Raw genomic sequence first — 16,200 nt, 5'->3', positions numbered from 1 at the left:
CTGCATAACCGGGTTTGCGGCCGGGCCCGTCATTCGTCATGGGCTCCATCCTGTCGGCGGTCCGGGCATTTCTCAATCTTGACCGGCGCCACGGCGCGTAGCGTCTGGGCCATGGCGGAACTGAAATCCCGGCTGCGGACCGACCTCACCCAGGCGATGAAGGCCCAGGACAAGTTGCGAACCGCGACTCTGCGCATGCTGCTGGCCGCGATCCAGACCGAGGAGGTGTCCGGCAAGCAGGCGCGCGAACTCACCGACGACGACGTCATCAAAGTGCTGGCCCGCGAATCGCGCAAGCGCGCCGAAGCGGCCGAAATCTACACCCAGAACGGTCGCGGTGAGCTCGCCGCCAACGAGCACGCCGAGGCGCGGATCATCGACGAGTACCTGCCCACGCCGCTCACCGAGGCCGAGCTGGCCGACGTCGCCGATACCGCGATCGCCCAGGTCGCCGAGGAGATCGGCGAGCGGCCGGGCCCCAAGCAGATGGGGATGGTAATGAAGGCGGCCACCGTGATCGCGGCCGGCAAGGCCGACGGCGCGCGGTTGTCGACCGCGGTGCGGGAGCGCCTGTAGGCCGAATCGGCCTGTGCCACTCGGGGATCGGGCGACCGAGCGGGGCGCCCACCGTTTCGCCGCGACCGCCGCCGGGCAACGGCCCTATCATCCAGTCATGCTGACCCGGATCTCGCCGGTCCGGCGCGCCTTTCAGGTGCTGCGCACCAAGGATCCGGAGCGCGACGCGCTGCGCCGCGCCGTGCGCGCGGCGATCATGGTGCCGTTCACGGCCGGGTTCGCCTTCGTCGTCGTGGGCGGCAAGGTAATTCCCCTCTATGCGTTGCTCGGTGCCTTCTGGCTGCTGGTGGTCACCGAATTTCCGGGCAACCGCCCGCAGCGCGCGGTGGCCTACCTCGGTTTGGCCGTCAACGGTTTCCTCCTGATCACCGTCGGCACGCTGGTGGCACCCGTGGCCTGGCTGGCGGTGACGCTGATGTTTTTGCTCGGTGTGGCGGTGGTTCTGGCCGGCATGCTCAGCGCGACGATGTCGGCCGGCCAGCGCGCGACCCTGTTGTTCTACATCTGGCCGGTCTGCACGCCGGGCGGCCCGATCCACGAGCGGCTGCTCGGCTGGGTGATCGCGCTGGCGCTGTGCGTGCCGGCGGCCCTGTTTCTCCTTCCCCCGCGGCAGTACGGCGAACTGCGTCGCCGGGCCGCGAAAGTGTGTGCGACGCTGGCCGATCGGATCGAGGGTGTCGGCTCGGCCGCGGAGGTGTCCGAGGCGATGGACGCGCTGCGGACCAATTTCATGGCCGCCAACTTCCGGCCGGTCGGCCTGAGCGCGGGCAGCCGCGCGCTGGTGCGCCTCGTCGACTTTCTCGAACTGGCGGTCCACCTCGTCAACGACGACGCGGGGTCGACGCTGGGGCCGGTGCAGCCGCCGGCCGTCGACGTCCTGCGCTGCTGCGCCCGCCTGCTCGACGTGTCGCAGTCGGGCCAACTCGCCGCCAATCGCGCCGCGCTCGACCGGGCGCTGCCCGAATTGCGCTCGCACGCGCGGGGCGCCTATCGCGACGACGTGGTGCTGATCCTCGGTGCCCCGGACGACGCGGCGGCGGCCGCGATCGGCGAGCGGCTGCTGACCTGCCGGGTGGTCGCGGCGACCGTCAGCCTGACGGGCCGGGTCATCGCCGCCGCCGCGACGGCCGATGCCCGACCGGTGTGGGCGCGGGCCCTCGGCCTGCAATTGCCGCCCACCGGCTTCGCCGACCGGCTGTCGCCGGAAACCGTCGCCGGCACGGCGATTGTCACCTCGTTTCTGACCACCCGCTCCGTGGCGGCGCACAACGGCCTGCGCATGGGCGTCGGGTTGGCCCTGGCCGTCGCCGTCACCCATCTGCACCTGCTCGACCGCGGCTTCTGGGTCGTGGTGGGAACGATGCTGGTGCTCAGCAGCAGCGCGCTGTGCACCCGAACCAGGGTCGTGCAGGCCGTGGTGGGCACGGCTTTGGGCATCATCCTGGGCGGGTTGTTGCTCGCCGCCGTCGGCGCCGAACCGGTGGTGCTGTGGCTGCTGATGCCGGCGACGGTGTTCGGCGCGACCTACCTGCCGCGTTTCGTTTCCCTGACCGCCGCGCAGGCGATGGGCGCGTTGAATCTGTTGATCATCCTCGGCCTGACGATCCCCACCGGCTGGCGCATCGGACTGGTTCGCGTCGAAGACGTCGCGGTGGGTGCGGCGGTGGGCATGGGGGTATCGCTGCTGCTGTGGCCCAGGGGGGCGACGGCCGCGGTGTCCGCCCTGATCGATGCCGCGCGCGACGTGAACGTGCGGTATCTCCGGGCCGCCGTACTGCGCGTCACCCACACCCGCCCGGAGGGGCCGGACGAGGCCGACGACGCCTACCTCGCCGCCCTGAGCCACGATGCGGTGGTGGGTAGCCGGAAGGTCGATGACGCTGTGCGCCACTACCTTTCGGAGACCGGCAACGGGGCCAACCTGCGCAGCCCGGTGGTGCGGGCGGCGAACCGGGCCACCTGGGTGCGGCTGACGGCGGACATCATCGCCGACATCAGGACGCTGCCGCCGGCCGGGGCCTACCCGTCCACCCGGGCGTTGCTGGACGCCCACCTGGAGTTCGCCGCCAACCAGATCTCCGGGCGCGACACCGCGACGGGCCGTCAGATGGCCGCGGAATTCGTACGGGCGCTGCGCGCGGAAGCGGGCGGGCAGGACGAGGCGGCCGACGCCGCGCAGCCGCTCGTCACGGTGGCGGCCAACCTCGCCCAACTCGAGCTGGTTTCGGCCATCGAATACGAAAGTAGCTCTCCCGCAACGACTTCCGCCGTCAAGTGATTCGCGGCCGGATCAGGCCATCGTCCGGGTGCCGTCGCTTGCCCGTCTGGTGACGCGCAGGTCGTCGAGCCGCTCGAGCAATGGCACGGCGACCCGGCGGGTGGTGCCCAGCGCGCGGCGGGCCTCGCTGACGGTGAACGGCTGCGGCAGCTTGGCCAGGACGCCGGCCGCCCGGTCGAACGCGTCGGGACCCAGCACCACGCCGTCGGCGATCCGGGTCAGGCGCCCGGCGCGCACGGCGGCGGCCAGCTCGCGGGGGCCGAGCTTGAGGTCGGCCAGTTCGTCGGCCTCCGGCGCGCGGAAAGGCTCGGCGGCCAGCCATTCCTCGATCGCGCGCACCGCCTTGTCGACGCGGGCCGGCAGGCCCGCTCCCGGCGGGCGGACCAGCCCGTCGGACACCTCGAGGCCAGTCCCGGCGAGCAGCGGCGGCAGCAGTTCCGCGGCGGGCAGCCCGGCGCGTTGCCGCAGCGTCTCGAACGGCATGCCCGCCGCGACGTCGTGGTCGTCCGCCCACTGCCGCACCGCCGCGGTCGCGCGGTCGCGCCGCTCCGCCCACCACTGCGGGTCCACCACCCAGTCGCCCACGCGCTGCCCTCGCGCCGGCAGGCCCATGGCGCGCAGTTCGCCCGCCCGCGCGCAGTCGGGGGGACGGGCCCGGCCGGTCGCCAGCTCGGCGGCGCGGTCCCGCGCAGCGCCCCGACGGCGCAGCCCGGGCGGCCGGACGTCGAGCACCTCGATGCCCGCCGCGATCCGGTGCTCACCGGGATCGCGCAGCAGCCCGACGTCTCCGACGCGCAGCGGCAGCGGCCCCGCCAGGCGCAGCCGCGCCGCGGCGGTCCCCAGCTGGCGTACCTGGACCGGCACGGCGGCGGACCCGACATGCAGCACCAGCTGGCGGTGCAGCGCGCCGGCCGAGCGCAGCCCGACGTCGATCTCCGCGGTGTCCAGCCACACGCCCGGCGTGCGAACGGTGTCCCCGCGGCCGATGTCGTGGCGGTCCACGCCGCGCAGGTTCAGCGCGACGCGCGCCACCCCGCCGACCGCGGTCTCCTCGCGGCCCAGCGATTGCAGCCCGCGAACCGTGACGCGCCGGCCGGCGTGTTCCAGCTCGTCGCCTACCCGGATCGTGCCGGCCGCCAGCGTTCCGGTCACCACCGTGCCGGCGCCGCGGACGGTGAACGACCGGTCGACCCACAGCCGCACGTCGGCGTCGAGGTCCGGCGGCGGCAGCCGGTCGATCAGCGCCGCCAGCCCCGCGCGCACCCGCTCGAGGTCGGTGCCGACCGCGACGGGCACGTCGCCGAGCGAGGTGGCGGCGAAGCGTTCGCGCGCCCGCTCGATGGCCGGGCCGGGATCGGCGAGGTCGGCCTTGCTGATGACCAGCAGCCCGTGCCGGACCCCGAGGGCGTCGAGCGCCGACAGGTGCTCCTCGGACTGCGGCATCCAACCCTCGGTGGCGGCGACGACGAACAAGACGGCCGGTACCGGGCCGACGCCCGCGAGCATGTTCGCGACGAACCGTTCGTGGCCGGGCACGTCGACGAACGCGACTTGACGGCCGCCGATCTCGGTCCACGCGAAGCCGAGGTCGATGGTCAGGCCCCGGCGCCGCTCCTCGGCGAGCCGGTCGGGCCACATGCCGGTGAGCCGGTGCAGCAGGGTCGACTTGCCGTGGTCGACATGGCCGGCGGTGGCTACGACGAACACGCCCGCACCGCCGCCGCCAGCAGCCCGTCGTCCTCGGGCGCCACCGTGCGCAGGTCGAGCAGGCAGCGGCCGGATTCCAGGCGGCCGACGACCGGCGGGCTGCCGGCGCGCAGCGCGGCGGCGTAGGTCTCGGGCAGGCTCACCGCGGCGCTGGGCAACTCGACGCCCGGCGCACCCCCGCCCCCGACGGCGGCGACGCAGTCGACCGCCATTGCTCCGATGTGGTCGGGCAGCTGGGCGGCGAGGGATGCGGCGCGGGCCCGCAGCCGCGCCACGTCGGCGCCCAGCGCCTGGGCCACCGGCGTCGGCGGGCCGGTCAGCGTCGCCTCCAGCGCGGCGAGGGTGAGCTTGTCCACGCGCAGGGCGCGCGCGGCGGGATGACGGCGCAGCCGCTCGATGAGCTCGCCGTCGCCGAAGAGCAGGCCGGCCTGCGGACCGCCGAGCAGTTTGTCGCCGCTCGCGGTGACCAGGCTGGCGCCGTGGCGCAGCATCGACGTGGCGTCGGGCTCGTCGGGCAGCAGCGGGTGTGGCGCCAGCAGCCCGGAGCCGATGTCGACGACCAGCGGCACCCCGAGGCCCGTGAGCTCTGTGACGTCGACGGCCGACGTGAACCCGGTGACGTGGAAGTTGGATGGGTGCACCTTGAGCACGAAACCGGTGTCGGGCCCGATCGCGTCGGCGTAGTCGCGCAGGCTGGTGCGGTTGGTGGTGCCGACCTCGCGCAGCCGCGAACCGGTGGACGCCAGCAGCTCGGGGATGCGGAACCCGTCGCCGATTTCGACCAGCTCGCCGCGGCTGAGCACGATCTCCTTGCCCCCCGACGAGCCCCCAGCCAGCGTCAGCGCGGTGAGCAGCAGCGCGGCGGCGTTGTTGTTGACCACGTGCACGCCGCCCGCGGTGGGCACCGCCGCGGCCAGCGCGGCCAGCGCCCCCCGGCCGCGCCGCGCGCGCCGGCCCGTCGCCAGGTCGAACTCGACGTCCGTCGTGCCGGCCGCGGCGACCACCGCGTCCACCGCGGCGCGCGACAGCGGCGCCCGGCCCAGGTTGGTGTGCACGACGACGCCGGTGGCGTTGAGGACGGGCCGCAGGCTCGACGCGGTGGCGGGCAGCGCGGCGACCGCGTGCTCGGCGACGCGCTCGGGCTCGATCTCCCCGGCGCGGGCCCGCCGCTGAGCCTCGACGATCACCGACTTCACCAGCGCGCGGCCCAGCACCCGCTGCGCCTCGACCAGGCGCGGATCGGCGAGCAGGACGTCGGTGCCCGGCACCCGCCGGCGCGCATCGCTCATGTCAGGTCCGAAGGAGTATGGCGGAGGCGGACGGGAATCGAACCCGCCAGCGGCAGCGTCTGCCGTTCGACGGTTTTGAAGACCGCGCCGGTCACCAGACCGGACACGCCTCCTCGGACCATGTCGACAAGTATGGACTTCGTGACATACCGACTGACCCAGTACGCCCACGGCGGCGGCTGCGCCTGCAAGATCCCGCCTGGTGAGCTGGAGGACGTCGTGCGGGGACTCGGGGCGGCCGCCCCGCGCGACCCGCTCGGCGAATTGTTGGTCGGGCTCGACCACGGCGACGACGCGGCCGTCGTGCGTCTCGAGAACGGCACGGCGCTGATCGCGACGACGGACTTCTTCACCCCGGTGGTCGACGACGCCTACGACTGGGGCCGCATCGCGGCCACCAACGCGCTGTCCGACGTGTACGCGATGGGCGGGCGCCCGGTGGTCGCGGTGAACCTGCTGGGCTGGCCGCGCGACGTGCTGCCGTTCGAGCTGGCGGCCGAGACGCTGCGCGGCGGCATAGACGTGTGCGGCCTCGCCGGCTGCCACCTCGCCGGCGGGCACAGCGTCGACGACCCGGAACCCAAATACGGGCTGGCCGTCACTGGGATCGCGGACCCGAACCGGTTGCTGCGCAACGACTCCGGCAAACCCGGCACGCCGCTGTCGCTGACCAAGCCGCTGGGCGTCGGCGTGCTGAACAGCCGGCACAAGGCCACCGGCGAGCGCTTCGAGCAGGCGATCGACGCGATGACCACGCTCAACGCCGGCGCGGCCGCCGCGGCGCTGGCGGCGGGCGTCGAATGCGCAACGGATGTAACGGGTTTCGGCCTACTGGGGCATCTGCACAAGATGGCGCGGGCCAGCGGCGTCACCGCGGTGATCGACGCGGCGGCGGTGCCCTACCTGGATGGCGCGCGGGAGGCGCTGGCGGCCGGGTACGTCAGCGGCGGCACGCGGCGAAACCTCGACTGGGTGGCGCCGCACGTCGACCTGTCCGCGGTCGGCGAGGACGAGGCCCGGCTGCTCGCCGACGCGCAAACCTCCGGCGGTTTGCTGATCGCCGGCGAGATTCCCGGCGCACCCGTCATCGGGGAGCTCGTGCCGCGCGGTGAGCACACGATCGTGGTGCGCTGAGCGGGCGGGGTTTCGGCCGCGCGCACTAGGCTTAGGGGCATGGCCCCAAAAAAGACGATGCGCAAGCTTTTCCTGGAGTGGCCCGTCGTGCGTCAGCTGCGCTCGGGGGACAAGCTCGGCCGCGGGTCGGCGGTGACGTCCAAGCACACCCGCAGTCTCGCCCCGCGCACCGCCACCGCCGACCGGGTGGTGCAGAGCGTGTGCCCGTACTGCGCCGTCGGCTGCGGGCAGCGGGTGTACGTCAAGGACGAGCGGGTGGTCCAGATCGAGGGCGACCCCGACTCGCCGATCTCGCGAGGGCGGCTGTGCCCCAAGGGCTCCGCCAGCGAGCAACTCGTCAATTCGCCCGGCCGGCAACTGAAGGTGCTGTACCGCGCGCCGCGAGCCACCGAATGGCAGCCGCTCGAACTGAACACCGCGATCGACATGATCGCCGACCGCTTCCTGGAGTCCCGCCGCCACACCTGGCAGGACATCGACAAGAAGGGGCAGTTGCTGCGCCGCACCATGGGCATCGCCTCGTTGGGTGGCGCAACGCTGGACAACGAAGAGAATTATCTCATCAAGAAGCTCTTCACCGCCGCCGGCGCGATCCAGATCGAGAACCAAGCTCGCATTTGACACAGCTCAACGGTTCCCGGTCTGGGGACCTCCTTCGGGCGCGGCGGCGCCACCCAATCACTGCAAGACATGGCCAACGCCGATTGCATCATCATCCAGGGCTCGAACATGGCCGAGTGCCATCCGGTCGGGTTCCAGTGGGTGGAGGAGGCCAGGGCCCGGGGCGCCCGGGTGATCCACGTCGACCCGCGCTTCACCCGCACCTCGGCGGTGTCGGACCGGCACATCCCGATCCGGGCCGGCTCGGATGTGGTCCTGCTCGGCGCGCTGATCAACCACGTGCTCGCCAACGACCTGTGGTTCAAGGACTACGTCCTCGCGTACACCAACGCGGCTACGCTGATCAACGAAAACTTCCGGGACACCGAGGATCTCGGCGGCCTGTTCTCCGGTTTCGATCCCGAGACCGGGCAGTACGACACGTCGACGTGGGCGTACGACGAACCGGGCGACGCCGGGCCCGGGCCGGCCGGCGAGCACGGCGCCGAGTCGTCGGCGCGCGCGGCCGGTGACGAGCACGGCAGCGGCGGTCCACCGCTCGCGCACGCCCGGGTCAAGCGTGACGAAACCCTGGCGCATCCGCGGACGGTTTTCCAGATTCTCAAGCGGCACTACGCGCGCTACACCCCGGAGATGGTCCGGGACGTCTGCGGCATCGGCGCCGAGGATTTCGACTACCTCGCGCGCTCCATCGTCGAGAACTCCGGGCGCGAGCGCACCACCTGCTTCGCATACGCCGTCGGGTGGACACAGCACACCCTCGGGGCCCAATTCATCCGTACCGCAACCATTTTGCAGCTGCTGATGGGCAACGTGGGCCGGCCGGGCAGCGGCATCATGGCGTTGCGCGGTCACGCCAGCATCCAGGGCTCCACCGACATTCCCACGCTGTTCAACCTGCTGCCGGGATACCTGCCGATGCCCAAGGCGGGGACGCACGACACCTTCCGGGCCTACCTCGACGCGGTGGGATCCAAACGGCAGAAAGGCTTTTGGGCCAACGCCGACACCTACGCGATCAGCCTGCTCAAGGCGTGGTGGGGCGACGCGGCCCGCGCGGACAACGACTGGGCCTACGACTACCTGCCGCGCCTGACCGGCCCGCACGGCACCTACCAGACCGTCACCGGGATGTTGGCCGACGAGGTGGAGGGCTACTTCCTGCTGGGTCAGAATCCGGCCGTCGGTTCGGCGCACGGCCGGATGCAGCGCATGGGCATGTCCCACCTCAAGTGGCTGGTGGTCCGCGACCTCAACCTGATCGAGTCGGCCACCTGGTGGAAGGACGGCCCCGAAATCGCCTCCGGCGAACTGAAAACCGAGGACATCGAGACCGAGGTGTTCTTCCTGCCCGCGGCGACGCATGTGGAGAAGGCGGGGTCGTTCACGCAGACGCAGCGACTGCTGCAGTGGCGCCACAAGGCGGTCGAGCCGCCCGGCGACTGCCAAAGCGAATTGGCCTTCTTCTACGAGCTGGGCAAGCGCATCAGGCAGCGCCTGGCCGGCTCGACCGACGAGCGGGACCGGCCGCTGCTGGACCTGACGTGGGACTACCCGACCGACGAGCACGGCGACCCCGACGGCGAGGCGGTGCTGTCCGAAATCAACGGATATCACGTCGGCTCAGGTGATCCCCTGTCGTCGTACACCGAGTTGCGCGCCGACGGGTCGACCGCGGCCGGCTGCTGGATCTACACCGGGGTGTACGCGAACGCCACCAACCAGGCCGCGCGCCGGGTGCCGCACGGCGGTGAGTCGCCCAGCCAATCGGAGTGGGGCTGGGCGTGGCCCGCGGACCGGCGGATCCTCTACAACCGCGCGTCCGCCGACCCGGACGGCAGGCCGTGGAGCGAGCGCAAGCGATACGTCTGGTGGGACGAGCGGATGGGTCGATGGGTTGGATATGACGTGCCCGACTTCGTCGCCGACCGGGCGCCGGGCGCCCGGCCCGACCCCGACGTCGGCGGCCCGGACGCACTGGCCGGCGACGACCCGTTCATCATGCAGGCCGACGGCAAGGGCTGGCTGTTCGCGCCGAAGGGCGTGCTGGACGGGCCGCTGCCCACGCACTACGAACCGCAGGAGTCGCCGGTCGCCAACGCGCTGTACCCCCAGCAGCGAAACCCGGCGCGAATCACGTTCCCGCGCAAGGACAATCTGAGCGCGCCCAGCGCCGGGGAACCCGGGGCCGACGTGTACCCGTACGTGTTCACCACCTACCGGCTCACCGAGCACCACACCGCGGGCGGCATGAGCCGGTGGCTGCCCTACCTGTCGGAGCTGCAGCCGGAGATGTTCTGCGAGGTGTCCCCGGAGCTGGCGGCCGAGCGCGGCCTCGAGCCGTACGGGTGGGCCACGATCGTCTCGCCGCGCGCGGCGATCGAGGCCCGGGTGCTGGTCACCGAGCGGATGGCCCCGCTGGTCATCGGCGGACACACGGTGCACCAGATCGGGTTGCCGTACCACTGGGGCGTCGGCAGCGACGCCGTGGTCAGCGGGGACGCGGCCAACGACCTGCTCGGCGTGACACTGGATCCCAACGTGCAGATCCAGGAATCGAAGGCCGGGTCGTGCGACATCCAACCCGGCCGCAGGCCCCAGGGCGAGGAACTGCTGCGCCTGATCGCCGAATACCAGTCTCGCTCGGGCGCCACCGCCGAGACCGGCAATGTGGCCGTCAGCGACGGCGTCTGGGAAGGGGGAGCCGATGGGCCAGCTGAGCGGACCGACTGACCCGGCCAGCGACGCGGGATGGGCGGATCGCAAGCCGCGCAAGGGATTTTTCACCGACACCTCGATCTGCATCGGGTGCAAGGCCTGCGAGGTGGCGTGCAAGGAATGGAACCGCAACCCGCAGGACGGGGAGCTGGAGTTGCTGGGCTCGTCCTACGACAACACCGGCGCATTGGGCGCCAGCACGTGGCGGCACGTGGCGTTCGTCGAGCAGGGCCGCGACCGCATCGAGGAGGCGCGCGAATCCGGTCGCGCCCTAATCGATTTGGGCATGCCCGCCGCCCCCGCGCCCCCGGACACCACCCCGCCGGACACCCCGGAGTTCCGCTGGCTGATGTCCTCCGACGTGTGCAAGCACTGCACGCATGCCGGGTGCCTGGACGTCTGCCCGACGGGCGCGTTGTTCCGCACCGAGTTCGGCACCGTCGTCGTGCAGGACGACGTCTGCAACGGATGCGGAACCTGCGTCGCCGGATGCCCGTTCGGCGTGGTCGAGCGCCGCAGCGACGGCACGTACACGACGCCGGCGCAGCGACCGGGCTCCCCGGGCGAGAAGCCCGTCACCGGGGTGGCCCAGAAGTGCACGCTGTGCTACGACCGCCTCGTCGAGGACCAGACACCGGCGTGCGCCCAGACCTGCCCGACGACGTCGATCAAGTTCGGCGACCACGACGACCTGGTGGTCAAGGCGCGTGAGCGGGTCGCCGCGCTGCACGCACAGGGGCTGACGGAGGCCCGCCTCTACGGCGCCAACGAGCACGACGGGGTGGGCGGCACCGGTTCGATCTTCTTGTTGCTCGACGAGCCGGAGGTCTACGGCCTGCCGCCCGACCCGCGGGTGTGCACGGCCGACCTGCCGCAGATGTTCAAACGGGCCGGCCTGGCCGCGGCCGGGATGTTCGGCGCCGCGGTGCTGGCGTTCTGGAGGAACAAGTGACCACCTCGGAATTCGACAGCGTGCGCCCGCCCGAGCCGACCGGCGGGCGGCGTCGCAACGGGAAAGGCAAGGGGCGCAAGGGCGGTGCCGACGGCTCGCGCGAGATGCCGATGGTCCCCGAAGCGCAGTTCGGCTCCTACTACGGGCGTCCGGTGGTCAAGCCCGCGCCCTGGGGACACGAAGTGGCCGCATACCTGTTCCTGGGCGGCGTCGCCGGTGGGTCGGGCCTGCTGGCGGCCGGCGCTCAGCTCACCGGTCGGGCCAAGTTGCGCCGCAACACCAGGCTGTCCGCCCTGATCGCGGTGATGCTGGGCGCGGTCGCGCTGGTGAAGGACCTCGGCCGGCCCGAGCGGTTCGTCAACATGCTGCGCACGATCAAGCTGACCTCGCCGATGAGCGTCGGGTCGTGGATTCTGAGCCTCTTCAGCGCCGGGATCGGCGTCGCCGCGGTCTCCGAGATCGACCGGATGACCGGCGCGCGAATCCCGCTGGGCCCGCTGCGGCCCGTCCTGCGCGCCGTCGAGGGACCGGCCGGGCTGGAAGCCGCGGTCCTCGCGCCGCCGCTTGCCGTCTACACCGCGGTGTTGCTCAGCGACACCGCCACCCCGACGTGGAACGCCGCCTATCGGGACCTGCCGTTCGTGTTCGCCAGCTCGGCGAGCCTGGCCGCATCGGGATTGGCGATGATCACCACCCCGGTCGCCGAGGCCGGGCCCGCCCGCAGGCTGGCTGTCATCGGCGCGGTGAGCGATCTGGTCTCCGCCAGGTTCACCGAACACCGGATGGACCCGGTGACCAGGGAACCGCTGCACCACGGCAGGCCCGGCCGGTTGCTGGCGGGCAGCGAATGGCTCGCCGCCGCAGGCGGTTTGGGCGCGTTGCTCGGCGGGCGGAACCGCGGCGTCGCCGCCCTGTCCGGGGTGGCGCTGCTGACGGCGTCGGCCATGCTGCGGTTCGGTTTCTTCGAGGCGGGGCTGGAGTCGACCCGCGATCCCCGCTACACGATCGAGCCGCAGAAGCGCAGGCTGGCGGCGCGCCGGGCGGCCGGCGTCACCGGGGACTCCATCACCACCGCGGACTAGCCGTTCACGGTCCGCGGGCGTAACGAGAGGGCGATTTTCAGTCCGATTTTTCGTCCTGGCGTTACGCCCGCGACGGGCCGGGTACCCCCTCCGCTATGACGAATTTTGGCTACACTTTGATGACCGAGCAGAGTGGACCCAAAGACCTTGTGCGGCATGCAATTTCGGCCGAAGATCGTGGGTTCGACTTCGAGGTGTGCAGTGACCATTTCTCGCCCTGGCTGACCTCGCAGGGACACGCGCCGAACGCCTGGGCGGTGTTGGGCGCGGTGGCGCACGGCACGGAACGGGTGGACCTCTACACCTACGTGACCTGCCCGACGATGCGGTATCACCCCGCGATCGTCGCGCAGCAGGCCGCCACCGTGCAGATCCTGTCCGACGGCCGGTTCACCCTCGGCTTGGGCAGCGGCGAGAACCTCAACGAACACGTCGTCGGAAGGGGCTGGCCGACCGTCGAGCGCCGGCAGGACATGCTGCGCGAAGCCATCAAGATCATTCGCGAGCTTTTCGGCGGCCAACTGGTGAACTTCAGCGGCGAGCACTTCCAGGTGGACTCGGCGCGGCTGTGGGACCTGCCCGAGGTTCCGGTCGCCATCGGGGTGGCGATGTCCGGCGCGAAGGGCGTCGACAAGTTCGCCAAGCTGGCCGAACACCTGATCGCCGTGGAACCCGACGGGGAACTCGTCCGCGAGTGGCACGCCGCCCGCCAGGCCGCCAACCTCGCCGGGGGCGGGCGGGTGGTCGGCCAAATCCCGGTGGCCTGGGACCCGGACCGCGACGCCGCCATCCAGCGCGCACACGACCAGTTCCGCTGGTTCGGCGGTGGCTGGAAGGTCAACGCCGACCTGCCCACCCCGGCCGGCTTCGCCGGAGCGACCCAATTCGTGCGACCCGAAGATGTCGCCGACGCCATCCCGTGTGGGCCCGACCTGGATGCGATCGTCGAGGCCGTCCGGCCCTACTGGGAAGCGGGGTTCACCGACATCGCGCTCGTCCAGATCGGCGGCGAGACGCAGGAGCTCTTCCTCAAGGAGGCCGCCCAGCCTTTGCTCGAGGCGCTGCGCGACGCGTCCGGCGGATGACGAGTTTGGGCCGTTCCTGGCGGGGTATCCGAGTGCCAACGTGGGCCTCGGGCAACCACCGGGAGTCGATCGGACCAACACGGGCGGACGGGGGCCCGCAAACCCGCTGTGCAGCAGCCGTTTTGTGCCTGCGCGCGCTCGGCTGGGAAGGAAGTCGACGGTAAAGGGAGGTAGCGCGATGTCAAATGAGTTGCAAGGGACAAAGATTGCCATCCTCGCGGCCGACGGTGTGGAGAAGGTTGAGCTCGAACAGCCACGCGCCGCCCTGGAGCAGGCCGGCGCCCAGGTCGAGGTGTTGTCGCTGAAGCCCGGCGAAATCCAGGCCCGCAACCACGATCTCGAGCCCGCAGGCACTTTCGCCGTCGACCGCGCGGTGTCGGAGGCGTCGGTCGGCGATTTCGGCGGCCTGGTGCTCCCCGGCGGCACGGTGAACCCGGACAAACTGCGTCTCGACGACGCCGCGGTCAAGTTCGTCCGCGACTTCGTCGTCTCCGGCAAGCCGGTCGCCGCGATCTGTCACGGGCCATGGACGCTGGTGGAGGCCGGCGTGGCCGTGGGGCGCACGCTGACCTCGTATCCCAGCATCCGCACCGACCTGCGCAACGCGGGCGCGCACGTGGTGGACGAAGAGGTGGTGGTCGACGGCAACTTGATCACCAGCCGCTCGCCGGCGGACCTGCCGGCGTTCTGCGACACCATCGTCAAGCAATTCGCCCACGGCACTGGCGGATAGCCGCCGCTGATCCGCGACCGCACCGTTTAACCCGCAAGTTTGCGGGCATTACACAGGTCAGGCCGTGCTCGCCGCGGCGATCTCTGCCAGGATGACCGAAAGGCCCACGTTGACAACGACCTATCCAGAACCGGCGATCTCGGTCGCGCATAACGTGTACCGGCCCCAGGAGGATTCCCGGTTGCTGGTCGACGCGATGCACCACACGGCGCTCATTCCGGGACGGCGGGTCCTCGACCTTTGCACGGGCAGTGGATTCGTCGCGATCGCCGCGGCCGAGATGGGCTGTGCCAGCGTGACCGCCTGCGACACTTGCCCCCACGCGGTGCGTTGTTCGCGCGGCAACGCCGCTCTGGCCGGCGTGCAGGTGGACGTCCGCAAGGGGTCTTGGACTGAGGCCGTCGACTGGGCGCCGTTCGACGTGGTGGTGACCAATCCGCCTTATGTCCCGGCCCCGCCACACGGCGAGCCGGCCCGCGTGAGCGCCGGACCCTCGTGGGCCTGGGACGCGGGTCCCGACGGGCGGCTGGTGTTGGATCCGCTGTGCGAATCGGTGCCAAAGTTGCTGTGCGACGGCGGTTCCCTGCTGCTCGTGCACTCGGCGATCGCCGGCGTCCAGCAATCCCTGGACCGCTTGAAATGGGCCGGCCTGAGGGCCGAAGTCATAGCGTCCAAATGGATTCCGTTCGGTCCCGTCATGTCGGCGCGGGCCGACTGGCTGGAGGACACCGGGCGCATCCCGTTTGGGCGCCGCGAAGAGGAACTCGTGGTGATCCGGGCGGACAAGCCATGACCACGCGGGTGCAGGTGATTGCCGGCGGGCCCGTACTGGTTTCCGGGCCGGTGCGGGTGGAAACGCCCGGCGGCGACGTCGTCGAGTCGGACCGCTTCATGGTGGCGATCTGCACCTGCCGGCGCAGCGACGACTATCCGTTGTGCGACACCAGCCATCGCCGATGCCGGGGCGTCAAGAAGCAGAAGAAGGCCTAGTCCACGGGCCTGCGCAGCGACGTGCGGCCCTGCTTCCACGCCTCGATGAGCTTGTCCGCCAAGCGGTTTTCCACCGCGGCGTGCGCGCGGATCCCGAAGACGACGTCCGGGTCGAGGTGCGGTTCCCGGTCCACGAGGTCGCCCACGACGTCGATGCGCACCACCTGTTCGTGGACGGCGTCGGCTTCCACGTGCTCGCTGTAGAAGCCGACGCAGGCCGGCGGCGCGGCCATCCTCTCCAAGGCTTGCACCATTCGCCGCGACCCGGGCGGTGAGGTGATCTCCGTCGAGGCGAAATGCCCGATCGCGGCGCCCCGCAAGCGACGGTGCAGCCCGAACAGCGACATGAGATTCACGACGGCCAGCGCCTCGGCGGGGACGGCGTCGAGGTAGCCGAGATAGGTCGCGTCCAGCCCGGCCGCCGTCAACAGGTCCGCGAAGAGCTGCTGGTGCAGGCGCGGGCCCTGGCCGGCGCCGTACTCGTCGAACTCGACGGCCACGAATGCGGCTTTGGCGGTGCCCATCAGCCGCGGGATCGCCCACGCGTGCGGGTCGCCCTCTTTGAGGTGATACAGCGACCGGTGCACGAAATATTCGCGCATCTGCTGCCAGCTTCCCTTGTCGCGCAGGAAATACGACGGCCCGTCACCATCGGCGGGCTCGACGGAAATCGCCTCCATTTCGGCTTGCGCGGTCTGCCCGGGATCGATGGGGCCGACGTCGCGTCGCACCCCAGCCAGGAACCCGCGTTCCAGCTCCGCGCGCAACCGCAGCAGCGCGGGGTTCCACTCCCAGGCGGGATCGACGCCCGCGAAACCCCGGTAGTGCAGCTCGTAGCACATGCACAGCGCTAGCTGCAGGTCGAGGCCGAACGGGTCGGAGTCCCGCACGGACGCGCCGATGCGCATCAGGCTGTCGTGTGCGGGTGGCCCTGACAGCGCGCGGCGGACTGCCGTCGACAGCGGTCCATGCGCCGCGGGCAGGGCGGGCTCGACCGTGATTGATGCGCGAGTCACGCCGATGACTACCCGAGAA

13 protein-coding genes and 1 tRNA gene are annotated in these 16,200 nt (G+C 71.3%); 10 read left to right on the top strand and 4 right to left on the bottom strand.

Annotated features, from left to right (window positions below):
- The first annotated feature begins 111 nt into the window (after window positions 1-111).
- Both AC5Y5E_RS22250 and AC5Y5E_RS22245 read left to right on the top strand, forming a co-directional pair.
- Complete coding sequence (locus tag AC5Y5E_RS22250) at window positions 112-576, top strand: GatB/YqeY domain-containing protein (RefSeq protein WP_499905102.1); 465 nt, start codon at window positions 112-114, stop codon at window positions 574-576.
- A gap of 97 nt (window positions 577-673) precedes the next feature.
- Window positions 674-2,854 carry an FUSC family protein gene (locus tag AC5Y5E_RS22245; RefSeq protein WP_499905100.1) on the top strand — a complete coding sequence of 727 codons (2,181 nt, stop codon included), beginning with the start codon at window positions 674-676 and terminating at the stop codon, window positions 2,852-2,854.
- Between the two features lie 12 nt (window positions 2,855-2,866).
- On the opposite strand, the gene AC5Y5E_RS22240 is transcribed toward AC5Y5E_RS22245, so the two are convergent.
- From AC5Y5E_RS22240 to AC5Y5E_RS22230, 3 genes are all read right to left on the bottom strand, one after another.
- Complete coding sequence (locus tag AC5Y5E_RS22240) at window positions 2,867-4,561, bottom strand: SelB domain-containing protein (protein ID WP_499905099.1); 1,695 nt, start codon at window positions 4,559-4,561, stop codon at window positions 2,867-2,869.
- On the bottom strand, window positions 4,549-5,850 hold the full coding sequence (selA, locus tag AC5Y5E_RS22235; RefSeq protein WP_499905098.1) for an L-seryl-tRNA(Sec) selenium transferase: 1,302 nt from the start codon (window positions 5,848-5,850) through the stop codon (window positions 4,549-4,551). Before selA ends, AC5Y5E_RS22240 begins: the two co-directional genes overlap by 13 nt.
- Window positions 5,851-5,868: 18 nt before the next feature.
- Window positions 5,869-5,963: transfer RNA gene (locus AC5Y5E_RS22230), tRNA-Sec, on the bottom strand.
- A gap of 19 nt (window positions 5,964-5,982) precedes the next feature.
- Between AC5Y5E_RS22230 and selD the strand changes: the two genes are divergently transcribed.
- The 8 genes from selD (at window position 5,983) to AC5Y5E_RS22190 (ending at window position 15,165) form a co-directional block, all read left to right on the top strand.
- A complete protein-coding gene (gene selD / locus AC5Y5E_RS22225) occupies window positions 5,983-6,984 on the top strand; it encodes a selenide, water dikinase SelD (protein ID WP_499905097.1) in 1,002 nt (333 codons plus the stop codon).
- Between the two features lie 57 nt (window positions 6,985-7,041).
- A complete protein-coding gene (gene fdh / locus AC5Y5E_RS22220) occupies window positions 7,042-10,338 on the top strand; it encodes a formate dehydrogenase (protein WP_499905711.1) in 3,297 nt (1,098 codons plus the stop codon).
- Window positions 10,313-11,275: a 4Fe-4S dicluster domain-containing protein gene (locus AC5Y5E_RS22215; RefSeq protein ID WP_499905095.1), complete on the top strand. Its 963-nt coding sequence runs from the start codon at window positions 10,313-10,315 to the stop codon at window positions 11,273-11,275. The genes fdh and AC5Y5E_RS22215 overlap by 26 nt, the downstream gene beginning before the upstream one ends.
- Entirely contained in the window at window positions 11,272-12,357 is a 1,086-nt protein-coding gene (nrfD, locus tag AC5Y5E_RS22210; protein ID WP_499905094.1) for an NrfD/PsrC family molybdoenzyme membrane anchor subunit, read from the top strand. The genes AC5Y5E_RS22215 and nrfD overlap by 4 nt, the downstream gene beginning before the upstream one ends.
- A 95-nt stretch (window positions 12,358-12,452) precedes the next feature.
- Window positions 12,453-13,442 (top strand): LLM class F420-dependent oxidoreductase, encoded by a 990-nt coding sequence (locus tag AC5Y5E_RS22205; RefSeq protein ID WP_499905092.1) that lies wholly within the window; start codon window positions 12,453-12,455, stop codon window positions 13,440-13,442.
- Window positions 13,443-13,620: 178 nt separating this feature from the next.
- Window positions 13,621-14,175, top strand: a complete 555-nt coding sequence (locus AC5Y5E_RS22200) for a type 1 glutamine amidotransferase domain-containing protein (protein ID WP_499905091.1) — start codon at window positions 13,621-13,623, stop codon at window positions 14,173-14,175.
- A gap of 109 nt (window positions 14,176-14,284) precedes the next feature.
- Window positions 14,285-14,968: a HemK2/MTQ2 family protein methyltransferase gene (locus AC5Y5E_RS22195; RefSeq protein ID WP_499905709.1), complete on the top strand. Its 684-nt coding sequence runs from the start codon at window positions 14,285-14,287 to the stop codon at window positions 14,966-14,968.
- Window positions 14,965-15,165: a CDGSH iron-sulfur domain-containing protein gene (locus tag AC5Y5E_RS22190; RefSeq protein WP_499905090.1), complete on the top strand. Its 201-nt coding sequence runs from the start codon at window positions 14,965-14,967 to the stop codon at window positions 15,163-15,165. Before AC5Y5E_RS22195 ends, AC5Y5E_RS22190 begins: the two co-directional genes overlap by 4 nt.
- Here AC5Y5E_RS22190 and AC5Y5E_RS22185 read toward each other — a convergent pair.
- Window positions 15,162-16,181, bottom strand: coding sequence for an iron-containing redox enzyme family protein (locus AC5Y5E_RS22185; RefSeq protein ID WP_499905088.1), 1,020 nt, complete (start codon window positions 16,179-16,181; stop codon window positions 15,162-15,164). The two genes, AC5Y5E_RS22190 and AC5Y5E_RS22185, sit on opposite strands and share 4 nt — an antisense overlap.
- Between the last annotated feature and the right edge of the window lie 19 nt (window positions 16,182-16,200).

The organism is Mycobacterium sp. NGS54 (assembly GCF_059812465.1).
This window is presented reverse-complemented; position numbering and strand designations above follow the sequence as displayed.